Genomic DNA, 13816 nt, shown 5'->3' with positions numbered 1-13816 from the left:
CGCATCATTGGCGCAACGGGCGCCTGCCGGAGACCGTCGAGTACAAAGAGCTGGAGGCAAACGACTTCAAGGACTGGCGGCTGAAGGTCTACGGTCTCGTCGAGCACCCGATGGAGTTCTCGCTCGAGGACCTGATGGCACTGCCCTACCACGAGCAGATCAGCCAGCACTTCTGCATCCAGGCCTGGTCGGGCGTCGCCAAATGGGGTGGCGTGCAGGTGAAGACGATCATGGACATCGTCAAGCCGCTGCCGGAAGCCAACTGGGCGGTGTTCTATTCGATGGGCCTGGGCGCGACGGGCGGCATCTACTACAACGCCCATCACATCGGCCAGATGGACCACCACATGACCATGCTGGCCTACAAGATGAACGACCAACCTCTCCCCTACATGCACGGCAGGCCGCTGCGGCTGCGCAACGAATTGCAGCACGGCTTCAAGCTCGTGAAGTGGATCAAGGGGATCGAGTTCGTCGCCGACTACCGCGACATCGGCAGCGGTTACGGCGGCTACAGCGAGGACCACAAGTACTTCGGACGGCATCAGACGCTGTAGTCGGCGTCGACGCGTCGGTCGTTTGTCCCGACGGCATTCCGGGTAGCACAACTAAGCGGCCCAAAGGAATTGACCAGAGGAGACGCCCCCCATGACGCACAGCCCCGCTCACGCTCGGACCAGCCGCCGGGACTCGGCACGCCAGGCTGAACGCACGCCCGGGCTCGTCGTCATCGTGGCCGCCGCCCTGGCATTCGTGGTGTGCGTGGCGACCTTCGCCCTCGGCCACGCCGGCGCGGTCGTCGCCGCGGCGATCGTCGCCCTGCTCGCGTTCGGTGCCGGGCTGGACTGGCTTGGCATGGACCGCAGGCGGATTCGCCAGGCGGAACGGGATTGGCCGATCGGCCACGCGGCGCGGTAGCCCCTATTGCAGAGCGGCCAGGTTCTTCACGGACTTCTCTACATCCGATCGAAGCACCCGGGCCACCAACCCGCCGATCGGCCCGCCGAGCAATCCGCCCCGCAGATCCGCCGTGAGATGAAAGTCGGTTCCGGGATCCTTGCTCGTGACCGTCATGGCCACCCCGAGCCGAATCCCACCGCGACCGCGACCTTGCAGCTCAATCGCTTTCGGCTCGTCGTAGCGGGTCACCGTCCAGTGGATGACGTTGCGAAAGCCCTTGACCTTCACGCACGACGAGACGCAGGTGCCCTCCTCGATCTTGTCGGGAACGGGTCCGCGCCACCCGGCGAAAATCGTCATCCACTCGTCGAACCGACTCAGGTCGGACGCCAGCTTCCAGGCGGCCTCCGGATCCACCTCCGACGACACCGAGACATCTACACGTGCCAAGTTCCCCCGCTCCTCCCCGACGATGATCGCGGTCGGCGCCGGCACGGCAGCACAGGCGACCCGGCGCGCAACCCGCACTGAGTACCCGCGGACGACCGGGGCTATGCGTCGCGCCGGGGGCCCTAGGGCCAGGCCTCCTGCAGTTGTTGCGCCACGTCGATGATCTGCGCGGCCTGCGACTGCGGCGAGTCGATCTCCTCGGCGACATACTGGGCGACGAACCGGCGGATTTCGCCGTCGACGCCGGCGAGGATGCGCAGCACCTCGCCGCGGAAGGACTTCGACGACACGTTGACGGTGATGTCGGAAGGCCGGGGCTTCGCGACGTCGACGATCAGCAACAGCGGCTCGGCGGCCCGCGCCGTGGCCCGCAATGCGATGTCTCCGGAGACGACGAACCGCTGCTTGTCGAGCCGGAGGTCGAGCAGCAGGTCGATCGACAACGGGATGTGGATGCTGAACGTGATGCTGTCACCCAGGCGGCGGGTGACCTTGGGCTCGTGGATCTTGACGTTGGCGCTGACCTTGGCGATTCCGCCGGGGCCCTGCGCGATGGGCTCCATGGCGAACTCGTTGCCGGCGATGTCGGCGAACGCGGCGGCGACACGCTCGGGAGTGACAGCGACCTCGAAGAATCTGCGACCAAACTCTTCGTAGGTGACAAAATCGTGAGTCTCCATAGGCTCATACCGTCTCACGCCGGCCGCCGGAACCGTCGCTGATCTGCACGCGTCGCGCAAATCCGCGACCACCACGGCTCGCCCGCCGGGATGGCCGGCGAGCCGTCGGATTGTGAGGCACGCCACACCCGGGGGGCTTCGATTCGATCCGACGGGCGGTCGCCTGGGAGGCTTGTTGGCTTGGGAGGTGTTTTCGATGTGCGCCCAGGAAGTTACCGAGAAGCGGTCGGCGTGGTGGCCCGCCGGCCTGCTCACGTGGCTCGGCGGCGGGCAATGGCGCGAACCCGCTGATCGCGGCGAGCGCTCCACGCACGCCGCCGAGACCGGCGCCGGCGCGGTGGTGTTGTTCGGGGCGGTGCTGGCCGTGCTCGTCGCGACCCTGGCGGTCGGCGAGACCGGCCGCTGGTCACTCGCCTCCGTACTGCCGCTGACGGTGGTCTTCGGGTTGCTGGTCGGCGCGGTTGCCCGCGCCACCACGTCCGGGTCCCAGCGCGGCCGGGTCGGCACGGCGGGGCGCGCGTCGGTCGCGACCGCGCTCGGGGTCATCGTCGGCGAACTGGCCGCACTCGTCCTGCTTTCCGGCTCGATCGACCATCGCCTCGACGAACGTGCCCTGCGCAATGCCGGCTCGGCGCCGGCCGTCGCGCAGGCGTCGGCGTCCCTGCAACAAACCAGGGATGCGCGGGCCGCGCTCGACGGCGCCGTCGACGGCGCTCATCAGCAGCAGGATCGGGCCCTGGTCATCGCCCGCTGCGAATACCATCCCACTCCCGCCTGCCCACAAACCCGCATCACGGGTGTCCCCGGTGTCGGGCCCGAAACACGAACGGCGAACGAGCTTCTCGCGGACGCACAGCATGAACTGGACGATGCGCTCGCGGTCCGGGATCGACAGGCCCCGGAGCTGGACGCCAGGATCTCCCGCGAGCAGCAAGCACTCGACGAGGCGCGTCGCGGCGCGGTCGCGGGCGCCGATCGCGGCCTGGGCGCTCGCTGGGTCGCGATGAACGACCTCACCCGCACCGACGCCGGGGCGCTGACCTTGCGGCTGCTGACCATCGCGTTCTGCGTGCTGCTCTACGTGTTGCCCCTGATCCTGAGGCGGTGGCGCGGCGAGACCGCGCTCGACCGGCGCGCGGCGGCACGCGCGGATCGTGAACGCGCGGAACTCGAGGCCGACACCGCGATCGCGATCAAGCGGGCAGAGGTCCGCCGCGAGGCCGAAATCCTGTGGGCCGAGCATCAACTCACTCAGGCCCGGCTCGCCATCGAGGCGCAGACCGAGATCGACCGGGAGCAGCAGCGCCGGCGAATCGCGGACGCCATCGATCCCCCGGTGCGGGCGTCGTCGCAACGGCCCATCGAACCGGCCGACGAAGACATCTATCTGCCGATCGCCGCGGAAGCCGAGGCCGCCAGCCGGGCGATTGTCGGCCTTCCCGCGCCGGCGCAGATCGCCGACGTGGAGAATCTGCCGGCGCCCGTCCAGCGCGACGTGGTGGCGCACGAAGAACGCGGCACGTCGCTCATCCCGTCGATTCCCGACGCCACCAAGGCCGCCGCGCGATGGATTCGCCCGTTGGTGCCCCCGTTTGTGGGGCGGGTGATCGACACCACGACCGCACCGCTGCGCACCGCGCGCCAGGTCTTCGAAGAGGTCGAGGAGTTCACCTTCTCGATGCGACGCACCCACAAAGTCACGGTCGACTCCGAAAGCTCCGAGCCTGGCGAACGTGCCGAGCGGCCTTCGGAGACGAGCGAATCCCCCTTCCCTACAAGAGCTTTCGTCGACTCGGCCCGAGACCGAACCGGCCCGTCCCCGCACTCACGGCTGGGCGGTCCGGACCGGCACGCGCGGTCGCTCGGGAAGGCGCGGCGAAGCGACGATCGGGAGCTCGCCAGGCGGGAAGGGCCGGCCGAGTTGGGCGCCCCCGAAGGCCCGCGTCAGCTCCCGCCCGCTTAGCGCGGCGTCCGCGCGCCTACTCGTCGCCGAAGGCCGCGTGGAGCTCCGGCAGGAAGGCCGCCAGATGATTCATCTCCTGGGCGCAGTGCACCAGCAGGTTGCGCGCGCTGGTCTCGGCGTTGCCGAGCACCCGCGAGGCGATGGGGCGCACGGCCCGCGACGCGACGCCGGGGACGTTGCGCACCGCGATGTGCCGTCCGCCCATCCAGAACCGTGACCGCATCTCCGCGCCGCCGGGGGTCGACCGGACGTGGTGGATGAACCAGCCGACGTCCACCGGGGCCTCGCTGGATCCGAGCCGGGCACAGATCGCCACCGCGCGATCGTCGTCGGGCGGGCAGCCCATGCTTGCCGGCTCGACGAATTGGATTGCGCCGTTGAGGATTGTCGAGCCGATGTATTCGCTGATCAGCGACCAGCGGCCGATGTAACGCCGGGCGCCCCGGCGGCCCGTGTCGTCGCCGTCCTTCCAGGCGGCGGCCAGGTGCGCCCGGGGATGCCAGAGCTTGTACCGGCGGGTGTCACAGCCGTGCCAGCCGAACCACCACGACCACATCGCCGGGGTGACCCCCGGCATGTCGGTGCGCACCGACACCTGGTAGCCGCCGTCGTCGAGGGCCCCGTACCCGTTCTCGGTCTGCTGGTACCCGTCGTCGGCCACCCGCGCGGCGTCGTCGAACGACGGCAGCGCCATGGCGCCTTGCGGCCCGTGTTCGAGCGCCTCCACGACGTGGCGTGGCAGCGGGGCCATTTCGGGCGTGAAGAACTTGCCGAAAGGGGTGTTCGCGTCGTCGCCGCGGTAGCCCAGATAGAGGTCGGTGGCCATCAGAGTCGTCCCATCCAGCTGTTGAACAAGCCGTCGGGGTCGTACTCGGCGCGCACGCGGTCGAGCTTGGCCATGGCGGCGTCACTGGCGAACCGCGCGGGCCGCTGGCCGAGGTTCTCGTCGGCGAGCTGAATGCCGATCGCGAACTCTGACATCGCGGCCATGTTGGACCGCGCCCAGTCCGCGTACTTGGCCTCGTCGGCCGGGTCCTTCCACGAACCGTAGAGCGCGAGGTAGATGTCGCCCTCGATGCTGTAGGCCATGTCCTGGCGGGGCGGGCAGGGGCCCCAGTTCAGCCAGAGGAAGTGCGCGGGATGCGGCGGCATCGTGTCCAGGATCGTCCGGATGCCCGGCAGCAGGTCCTCGGCCGGTGCCGACGTCCACATGTTGTCGACGGCGTAGTGGTGGTCGGACAGGTAGTGGCTCATCGCGACGTCATACCAGCTCGGCAAATCGGTTGGCATATAAGGAATCTTGACGAGCGCCCGATCGGCGACCGGGCAGCTGCCGAACAGCGCCAGGGCCTTTTCCGCCTCCTCGTCGGAGTCCGCGAAGGCGGGCGACGCCAGCGAGATGACCGGGGTGTCGATGCCCATGTTCGGTTCACCGCGTGAGGCCACGGCCTGCAGCTCGACGCGGGGGTCCACTTCGGCACTGACCGCGCGGGTCCATGTGAAGACCTCGTCGGCCAGCTCAAACGGGTAGACGTAGACGCTGGTGCCGCAGGCGCCCGGTCGCGGATAGAGCTTGAGGTAGAACGAGGTGACCACGCCGAAGAAGCCGGGGCCGGCGCCGCGGGCGGCCCAGTAGAGGTCGGCGTTGTTGCTGGCGTCGCAGTGAATCTGTTCGCCTTCGGCGGTCACGACGTCGAGGCCGATGACGCTCTCGCAGGCCGGGCCGTAGACGCGGCTGTTCCAGCCGTAGCCGCCCTGCAGCAGGTAGCCGCCCAGACAGACGCCCTTGCAGTGGCCACCGGGAAAGAACAGCCCCTGCGCCTCGAGGTCGGCCATCAGCAGGCTGCCGCCCTTGCCCGGACCCACTTGGGCGAGGCGCTTCTCGGCGTCGATGACGGCGTGGTCGAGCCGGCTGACGTCGAGCAGCACGGAACCATCGCGCAGGTGGCTGGCCGCGAAGCTGTGTCCGCCCGAAACGATGCTGACCTTGAGCCCGTGGGTCGTGGCGTACCGGATGCCGGCGACGATGTCGTCGGCGTCGATGGCCTGCACGATCACCTCGGGGTGGCGCTCGGGCACCCGCTGGTGCCACACGGTGCCCCGGCGGGCCGCCTCGTAGCCGTCATCACCCCGAAAGTAGTGCCGTCCGGCCGGCAGCCCGCTCATCGACCATCCCCTTTGATTCGGAGTTCGGATCTTTGTGATCCGGGATGCGGAACACTATAGTGGAGGAATGCCGTCCACGGGGGAAAATTCGCCAACTGGTCGCGACGAAGGCATCCAGGTGCTACGCCGCGCGGCCGCCGCGCTGGACGAGATCGCCGCCGAGCCGGGGCGGCTGCGTCTGGTCGACCTCGGCGAGCGGCTCGGGCTGGCCAAGTCGACGGCGCGGCGGCTGCTGGTCGGTCTGGTCGAGGTGGGCTTGGCCAGCGTCGACGGGCAGGGCCGCATTGCCCTCGGCGACCGCCTGTTGGGATTCGGCAATTCCGACGGGGCGCACATCACGGCGGTCTTCCGCCCCACGATCGAGCGGGTGGCGCGCGCGACCGACGGCGAGACGGTCGACCTGTCGGTGCTGCGGGGGCAGCGGATGTGGTTCGTCGATCAGTTGGAATCGTCGCATCGCCTGCGCGCGGTCTCCGCGGTCGGCGTCCGGTTCCCCCTCGAGTCGACGGCGAACGGCAAGGCCGCCCTCGCGGCGCTGGACGACGCCGACGCCGAGTCGGTCATGTCCCGATTGGGTGCCGAGGCCGCCGACCGGCTCCGCGGAGAGGTCGCCGAAATCCGGCGCACCGGAATCGCTTTCGATCGCGACGAGCACACCCCGGGGATCTCGGCAGCCGCCATCGCGCGGCGCACCGTGGGTGACAACGTGGTTGCCATCTCCGTGCCTGCGCCCACCGAGCGGTTCGGCGAGAAAGAACAGCGCATCGTCGACGCATTGCGCGCCGCGGCCGAATCACCGGCCTGGGCACGCTGACGTCAGCGGACCAGGTTGATCCCATAGTCGATTTCAGGCGCGGGCCGATTGGCCGCGCGATTTCGCCGAGACCGCCGCACCCCCCGCCCGCGTGCCGGCCACTGCAACCGAAGCCCAAAAGCGCCACCCTCCGCGCGCGCCTTTGCGTCGTTGTGGTTGGGGACGGCCGGGTTACCCCTCGAAAGCTCGGCCGTCCCTGCGTCTCGATCCCCGCTCAACAGGTCACTGCGGCGGAGGAGAACAAACGTCCCCATTCGTGCCGAGCCGCGGATTGCGCGTCGGTGAAGCTCGGTGTCTTCTCGCCATCGCCGGCCAAATGCACCAGGGCCCACGCCATCGCGAATACCGGCACTTTGTGCCGCAAGGCCGCGCTGTGCAATTCGTCCAGGGCGGCTTCGGACGGGCACCGGCGCAGGCCGATGAGTATGCCCCGCGCGGTGTCGAGGATGCGACCGGAATTCGGGCCACACGAAGTCTGGGCAGGGACCCAGTTCGCCGTCATATTGTGGATACCTCCTGCGGCGCCGTCACGAATCCGCCACTGAATAGCGGACGAGGAATTCCTGCGCTACGCATCGTCGCGGCCGCAAACCTCAAAGGCGCCCTGTGCCATGATTTGTCGATTGATCGCGTTGTGCCAGAGCGCCGCCGGGATTGATATCGGGCCGTGACCGTTTCGGGATCGGCTGCTAACCAACGACTCCGGAGGAATTCCGGATTGTGTTGCAATCCGGCTACCGCGAATTAGGTTGCCAACGCGAGTAATTCGTCGAAGCCGCCGACGATGGCGTCGTGGAAGACGTCGTAGTCCGGAATTGCGGTGGTGTCGACGTTCAGGCCGAGCCCGCACGTGTCGACATACGTGAGAAGGGTGACGTTGACTGCGGAGCCGATGGTGGGGCCGAACGCGTATTGCGCTCGCACCGGGGCACCGCCGAGGAAGACCGGTACGGGTACGCCGGGCACGTCGCTCGCCACGAAGTCCACGTGGCGCAGGACCGAGCCGATGTACCACCGGGGCGCCAGATTGAGCATCCCGGCGATCAATTGCGTGTATGGCAGGGATCTTTCGTTGCGCACCGCCGCGGTGCGCTGCCGGATCGCTTGGATGCGCTTCGCCGGGTCGGCCTCGCCGACGGGCACGTCGAAGCGCATCAGTGTGATCCGGTTCCCGCCCATGCCATCGTCTTTGGTCCGCAGGCTGATCGGCATCGTGATGTGCAAGTCGCCGACCGCGACACCGTGCTTCTCGTGGTAGAGCCGCAGCCCACCCGCCACCCCCGCGACGAATGCGTCGTTCAACGCCCCACCGCAACGATGCGCGGCCTCCCGGAGCGGCCGCATCGCCACCTGATGCACCCCGAGCCGCCGGATCAGGCCCCGTTCCGTCGCCAACGGCGACCCGGGGCTGTTTATCGGCCGGACGGTTCGGTAGACCGAAGCGGCGGTGTTCGCCGCGGACCGGATGGTGTCGACGGGCCGCCGAATGCCGTCGTACATCAACCGCGGGACCCGGGTCGCCGCGCCCGTCAGGGCGGTGCCCAGCAGGCCGGAGTCGTAGCGCGCGGCGTCGCGATATCCACCCAGCAGCCCCGACTCCGCCGCCTCCGGCTCGGGCGGCAGGGGTTCAACGCGCGACAGGTCCTCGGAGAGGTCGAAGAGGTGCATCGCGATCTGCACCCCCCCGACCCCGTCGGTGAGCGCGTGGTGAAACTTGCAGATCAGGGCCGCGCCCCCGTTGGCCAGGCCGTCGATGAACGTCGTTTCCCACAGCGCGCGAGCCCGGTCGAAGTCCTGCATCTCGGCCACGCGCGCCATCTCGAGCACGTCGTCGAGCGTCCCTGGTCCCGGAATGCTCGCTCGGCGCAGGTGATAGTCCAGGTCGAAATCCCGGTAGTGCTCCCAGCGCGGCGGGGCCGGCGGGGGCGACTGCACCACGCGCTGCCTGAACATGGGCAGTTTGCGGCTGATCAAGTCGAATCGTCTCCGCACCTCGTCCCAGTCCGGCGACCGGTCCAGAAGTACGACGCTGACCACGGTCGATCGCAGCCGTGGGTCGCTTTCCATTGCCCAGGTGAACGCGTCGCTCGCGCGCATGAATGCAGTCATGTCCGTGCTCCTTTGCACAGAACGTACGACTGCGGGCGTCTCAGGTCACCGGGTTATCGGCAGGCGATGACTTTGGTCCCCACAGTTAGCGCCTTTCGTCGACTAGCGGCGAGGCTCACAGGATCGCCCCGAGGTCCTTGGCCCTGGCGATGTCGTCCCAGTCGACGTCGAGCTCGAGCAGGATCTCCTCGGTGTGCTGGCCGTGTTCGGGCGCACGCGCCGGCGCCGGCGGCGTTTCGTCGAACTGCACGGGCGCCGCCACGACCCGGTACTTCTCCCCGTAGTCGTCGACGTTGGTCACCACGTATCCGTTCGGTTCGACCTGCGGATCGTTGAGGGTCTCCCGCGGCGTCGCCAGGGCGCCCCACACACCGGGCTCGTCCTCGAGCGCCTTCTGCCAGTGCGCGAGGTCGTGTCGGGCGAAGACGTTGGTCAGGATCTCGGTGGCCGCGGCGGCGTTGGCTATCAGGTTGCTCGACGGAACGAATCGCTCGTCGGTCGCCAGCTCCGCCAGGCCCATGCGTTCGCAGAATCCCACCCAGAACTTGTCCGGTTGCAAGAAGACCAACTGGATCCACCTGCCGTCGCGGGTCTTGTACCGGTTGACGAGCGGGTTGATGGCCAAGCCGGGCGGTGCGCCCGGGATCCCGTCGATGTCGAAGAAATCGGCCGCCGAGATGGACGGCGCTATCGCCCACATCGCCTGCGCCAGCAGCGACGAGTCGACGATCGTCGGCTCACCGGTGCGCTCGCGATGAAACAGCGCGGCGCAGACACCGCCGGCGAGCGTCGCGCCACCCTGGAGGTCGCCGAACCCCGGACCCTGCACGGCGGGCGTGTCGGTGCCGAAGGGCGTGAGCGTGTAGGCGACGCCGCCGCGCGCGAGGTAGGTGGCCGCGTCGAAGCCTCCGCGATCCCGATCCGGGCCCCGCACCCCCAGCCCGGTGCCGCGCGCGATGATGATCCTCGGGTTGAACGACCGGATGTCGTCGACGGTCAGCCGGGCCCGCTCGAGTGCGCCGGGCAACCAATTGGTAAGGAACACATCGGCACTCGCCAGCAGGCGGCCGAACAGCTCCCGGCCCGTCTCGGATTTGATGTCGACGGCGACGCTGCGCTTGCCGCGGTTCCCCAACTCGAGGATGAAGTCGGCGTCCGGGCGAGCCGCCTGCCGGGTGAACCCACCGACGACCAGCGCGCGTCCCGGATCGCCGGAGGCGACGCCTTCGACTTTGATCACGTCGGCACCCCAGTCCGACAGGGCCGCACCGGCCGACGGCACATAGGTCCACGACGCCAACTCGACGACCCGCACCCCTTGGAGCACACCCCCGCGCACGCCAGACATCGCCAACTCCCTCGGTCGAACCGCCATTCCTTGCTATTTTAGATATTCTAGCTAGTCTAGGGCGTAGCGGTAGACCCGCTGCAGGTCAGCGCAGTTTTTCGTGGAAGAGATGCGATGGATCCGACCGTCGGCCCGATTCCGACGCCACCCCGCGGTGAACGCGCGCCGTCTCCCAGAGCAGCCACGCGGGTGCCCGATCCGGTTCCGCTCGGCCGCCCGCGGCACCGCTCAAAAATGTTGCGCACCAACGTGGTTCGCGGCATAGCCACACGGACGAAGGACGGGCGATGGGCAGGGTAGCGGGCAAGGTGGCCGTGATCAGTGGCGCCGCGCGCGGGCAAGGCCGTTCGCATGCGCGGATGCTGGCCGCCGAGGGCGCGGACATCATCGCGGTGGACCTGTGCGCCGACATCGAGACCAACGAATATCCCCTGGCCCGGCGCGAAGACCTGGACGAGACGGCCCGGTTGGTCGAGAAGGAGGGGCAGCGCGCGTTCACCGCGGTTGCCGACGTCCGCGACCGCGCCGCCCTGTCCGCGGCGATCGACGAGGGTGTCGCCGAGTTCGGCCATCTCGACGTCGTCGTCGCCAACGCGGGCATCTGCCCCCTGACCGCGGGCCTGCCGCCGCAGGCCTTCGCCGACGCCGTGGACGTGGACCTGGTCGGCGTGCTGAATCTGGTGCACGCGAGCCTCAAGCACCTGCAAGCCGGCGCCTCGATCATCGTGATCGGGTCCAACGCCGCGTTCATGTCGTCGATGAACACCACGGGCATCGACGGTGGCCCCGGCGGGGCCGGCTATGCCTTCGCGAAATTGGCTGCGGCGCACTATGTCAACGACTTCGCCTTGGCGCTCGCCCGGTTCTCCATCCGGATGAATGCGGTGCACCCCACCAACGTCAACACCGACATGCTGCACAGCCCGCCGATGTATCGCGCCTTCCGGCCGGACCTGAAGGATCCCGCCCGCGAGGACGCCGAACCGGTTTTCCCGCTCGTGCAGGCGATGCCGATCCCGTACGTCGAGCCCGAGGACATCAGCGAGGCGGTGTTGTTCCTCGCCTCCGACGCGGCGCGGTACATCACCGGGCAGCAACTCCGCGTCGACGGGGGCGGCTTCCTGAAGGTCAAGCCGTGGTCCGGTGCGTGACCGCATGAGCGACGGGGCCGCCGGTGTCGAGCGCCGCCTGTACGAGCTGATGGTGCTGATGAAGGCCGCCGACGATCGGCTGTCCAAAGGCATTGGCACCGGCGAGTTCATGTGCGTGTACTGGCCCTCACGCGGGCAGGAGGGCATCGCCGCCGCGATGGGTGTCGCATTGCGCCCCGACGACCAACTGGTGACCACCTACCGCGGTCTGCACGACCTCATCGGCAAGGGCGTCCCACTGGAAGAGATCTACGGCGAGATGATGGGCCGCGTCGTCGGCGCGGGCCGCGGCAAGGGTGGCACCATGCACATCGCCAAACCCGATAAGGGCGTAATGCTTTCGACCGGCATCGTCGGGGCCGGCCCCCCGGTGGCGGTGGGGCTGGCGATGGCCGCCAAACGCAAGGGCTCCGATCGCGTCACGGTGGTCAGCTTCGGCGACGGCGCCACCAACACCGGGTCCTTCCACGAGGCGGCGAACATGGCCGCGCTGTGGGACCTACCGGTGGTCTTCGTCTGCCAGAACAACCTGTACGCCGAAATGACGCCGACCGTCGACACCATGAAGCTCGCACACGTCGCCGACCGGGCGGCGGGCTACGGCATGCCCGGGGTGCGCGTCGACGGCAACGACCCGCTGGCAGTCAAAGCCGCGCTCGACGACGCACTGCAGCGGGCCCGCTCCGGCGAAGGCCCCACCTTCATCGAGTGCGTGACGTTCCGGTTCCGCGGCCATTACTTCGGCGACCGGATGCCCTACATCCCCAAGGAGCAGTTGGCCGCCGCGATCCAAGCCGACCCGGTCCCCCGGTTCCGCAACCACCTCGTCGAGGCCGGCGTTTGCAATTCCGAGGAGCTCGACCGCATCGACGATGAGGCAACGGCGACAGTGGAAGCGGCGCTGCACACCGTGATGGGCGCCGACGGCCCGTCGATCGACGAGCTGGACTCCGACGTGTACGCGACCCCGATCGGGTATCCGGTATGAGCGCGCAAGAACAAGAGCTGACCATGCGCGAGGCGCTGAACCTCGCGCTGGATCAGGCCCTGGCGGCCGACGACAGGGTCTTCCTGCTCGGTGAGGACATCGCCGATCCCGGCGCGTCCGGTCCGACCGCGGGGCTGTCGACGAAGTATGGCCACGAGCGGGTGCTGGACACCCCGATCTCGGAGGCGGCGATCGTCGGCGCGGCGATCGGCGCCGCCATCGACGGCCTGCTGCCGGTGGCCGAGATCATGATCATGGATTTCATCGGCATCGCCGCCGATCAGCTGATCAACAACGCGGCGAAGTTGCGCTTCATGACCGCCGGACGCACGACGGCGCCGCTCACCATCCGCACCCAGGTGTACGCCGGGCTGGCCACCGGCGCGACGCACTCGCAAAGCCTGGAGGCATGGTTCATGCACATCCCCGGCATGAAGGTGATCGTGCCCTCCACTCCGCGGGACGGGAAGGGCCTCCTGACGGCGGCGATCTTCGACCCGGATCCCTGCCTGTTCGTCGAGACGATCCGGCTCCAGGGCAAGAAGGGCCCCGTCCCGGTCGAGCCCGGGTTTTCAATCCCGTTGGGCCAGGCCGACATCAAGCGGCCGGGCACCGACGTGAGCCTGATCGGCTACGGACGCTGCGTGCACGACGCGCTGGCCGCCGCGGCGATGCTGCACGATCAGGGCGTCAGCGCCGAGGTCGTCGACCTGCGCACCCTGGTGCCACTCGACGTCGAGACCATCATCGACTCGGCTCGCCGCACCCGCCGGGCCGTCATCGTCCACGACGCCGTCCAGTTCGCCGGTCCCGGAGCGGAAATCGCCGCGATCCTGCACTCGGAGTTGTTCTCCGAACTCGCCGCGCCCGTCGAACGGGTGGCCGCCCGGTTCGTCCCCAACCCGGCCGCGGCGGCGCTCGAGGCGCAGGTGTACCCGTCGCCCGAGCGGATCGTCGCTGCCGCGCAGCGGACCCTCGAAAAGACGGGCGCGGGGGCGCATGGCTGACTTCATCATTCGCATTCCGCGGGTCTCGGTGGCCGTTTCGGAAGCCGAGCTGACCGGCCTGCTCGTCGACGCCGGCCAGCACGTGGAGGCGGGCACACCGATCTACGTGATCGCCACGGAAAAGGTGGAACAGGAAATCGAAGCGGGAGCGTCGGGCACCGTGCGGTGGACGGGGCAGGTCGGGAACACCTACGACATCGGCGCCGAAATCGGCGTCATCACTTCTTGAACGAAAGGTGA

Annotated in this window: 15 protein-coding genes; 8 read left to right on the top strand and 7 right to left on the bottom strand. The window is 68.7% G+C overall.

Features of this window, described 5'->3' with window-relative positions; translation table 11 throughout:
• Both A5691_RS16360 and A5691_RS16355 read left to right on the top strand, forming a co-directional pair.
• On the top strand, positions 1-557 hold a 557-nt coding region (locus A5691_RS16360; RefSeq protein ID WP_156669966.1), incomplete at its 5' end, for a molybdopterin-binding protein.
• 91 nt (positions 558-648) lie between these two features.
• On the top strand, positions 649-918 hold the full coding sequence (locus A5691_RS16355; RefSeq protein ID WP_068266686.1) for a hypothetical protein: 270 nt from the start codon (positions 649-651) through the stop codon (positions 916-918).
• 3 nt (positions 919-921) lie between these two features.
• Here the strand turns inward: A5691_RS16355 and A5691_RS16350 are convergent, their stop codons facing one another.
• Entirely contained in the window at positions 922-1350 is a 429-nt protein-coding gene (locus A5691_RS16350) for an SRPBCC family protein (protein WP_082950363.1), read from the bottom strand.
• A 122-nt stretch (positions 1351-1472) separates the two neighbouring features.
• Positions 1473-2030 carry a hypothetical protein gene (locus A5691_RS16345; RefSeq protein WP_067750285.1) on the bottom strand — a complete coding sequence of 186 codons (558 nt, stop codon included), beginning with the start codon at positions 2028-2030 and terminating at the stop codon, positions 1473-1475.
• 196 nt (positions 2031-2226) lie between these two features.
• Here A5691_RS16345 and A5691_RS16340 point away from each other — a divergent pair, with 196 nt between their 5' ends.
• A complete protein-coding gene (locus A5691_RS16340; protein ID WP_068017301.1) occupies positions 2227-3993 on the top strand; it encodes a DUF4407 domain-containing protein in 1767 nt (588 codons plus the stop codon).
• A gap of 16 nt (positions 3994-4009) precedes the next feature.
• Here A5691_RS16340 and A5691_RS16335 read toward each other — a convergent pair whose 3' ends face one another.
• Positions 4010-4819 carry a DAPG hydrolase family protein gene (locus A5691_RS16335; protein ID WP_067750273.1) on the bottom strand — a complete coding sequence of 270 codons (810 nt, stop codon included), beginning with the start codon at positions 4817-4819 and terminating at the stop codon, positions 4010-4012.
• Positions 4819-6159 carry an FAD-binding oxidoreductase gene (locus tag A5691_RS16330; RefSeq protein ID WP_067750267.1) on the bottom strand — a complete coding sequence of 447 codons (1341 nt, stop codon included), beginning with the start codon at positions 6157-6159 and terminating at the stop codon, positions 4819-4821. Before A5691_RS16330 ends, A5691_RS16335 begins: the two co-directional genes overlap by 1 nt.
• Positions 6160-6226: 67 nt before the next feature.
• Between A5691_RS16330 and A5691_RS16325 the strand changes: the two genes are divergently transcribed.
• Positions 6227-6973 carry an IclR family transcriptional regulator gene (locus A5691_RS16325; RefSeq protein ID WP_067750265.1) on the top strand — a complete coding sequence of 249 codons (747 nt, stop codon included), beginning with the start codon at positions 6227-6229 and terminating at the stop codon, positions 6971-6973.
• A gap of 214 nt (positions 6974-7187) precedes the next feature.
• On the opposite strand, the gene A5691_RS16320 is transcribed toward A5691_RS16325, so the two are convergent.
• The 3 genes from A5691_RS16320 to A5691_RS16310 form a co-directional block, all read right to left on the bottom strand.
• A complete protein-coding gene (locus A5691_RS16320; RefSeq protein WP_067750263.1) occupies positions 7188-7475 on the bottom strand; it encodes an ANTAR domain-containing protein in 288 nt (95 codons plus the stop codon).
• A 242-nt stretch (positions 7476-7717) separates the two neighbouring features.
• On the bottom strand, positions 7718-9082 hold the full coding sequence (locus A5691_RS16315) for a wax ester/triacylglycerol synthase domain-containing protein (RefSeq protein WP_067750261.1): 1365 nt from the start codon (positions 9080-9082) through the stop codon (positions 7718-7720).
• 115 nt (positions 9083-9197) lie between these two features.
• Positions 9198-10430 carry a CaiB/BaiF CoA-transferase family protein gene (locus tag A5691_RS16310; protein ID WP_068017283.1) on the bottom strand — a complete coding sequence of 411 codons (1233 nt, stop codon included), beginning with the start codon at positions 10428-10430 and terminating at the stop codon, positions 9198-9200.
• Positions 10431-10717: 287 nt separating this feature from the next.
• On the opposite strand from A5691_RS16310, the gene A5691_RS16305 reads away from it, so the two are divergent.
• Genes A5691_RS16305 through A5691_RS16290 form a run of 4 tightly spaced genes read left to right on the top strand, consistent with a single transcriptional unit; the run spans position 10718 to position 13805 of the window.
• Positions 10718-11581, top strand: a complete 864-nt coding sequence (locus A5691_RS16305) for a mycofactocin-coupled SDR family oxidoreductase (RefSeq protein ID WP_067750259.1) — start codon at positions 10718-10720, stop codon at positions 11579-11581.
• Positions 11582-11585: 4 nt separating this feature from the next.
• Positions 11586-12569, top strand: coding sequence for a thiamine pyrophosphate-dependent dehydrogenase E1 component subunit alpha (locus A5691_RS16300; RefSeq protein ID WP_067778637.1), 984 nt, complete (start codon positions 11586-11588; stop codon positions 12567-12569).
• Entirely contained in the window at positions 12566-13576 is a 1011-nt protein-coding gene (locus tag A5691_RS16295) for an alpha-ketoacid dehydrogenase subunit beta (RefSeq protein WP_067750257.1), read from the top strand. Before A5691_RS16300 ends, A5691_RS16295 begins: the two co-directional genes overlap by 4 nt.
• Positions 13569-13805, top strand: coding sequence for a lipoyl domain-containing protein (locus tag A5691_RS16290; protein WP_067750255.1), 237 nt, complete (start codon positions 13569-13571; stop codon positions 13803-13805). The genes A5691_RS16295 and A5691_RS16290 overlap by 8 nt, the downstream gene beginning before the upstream one ends.
• Positions 13806-13816: the final 11 nt, after the last annotated feature.

The organism is Mycobacterium sp. E183 (genome assembly GCF_001667735.1).
Lineage (GTDB): Bacteria > Actinomycetota > Actinomycetes > Mycobacteriales > Mycobacteriaceae > Mycobacterium.
Note: the sequence above shows the minus strand (reverse complement) of the source record. Positions and strands in the feature narration are given on the sequence as shown.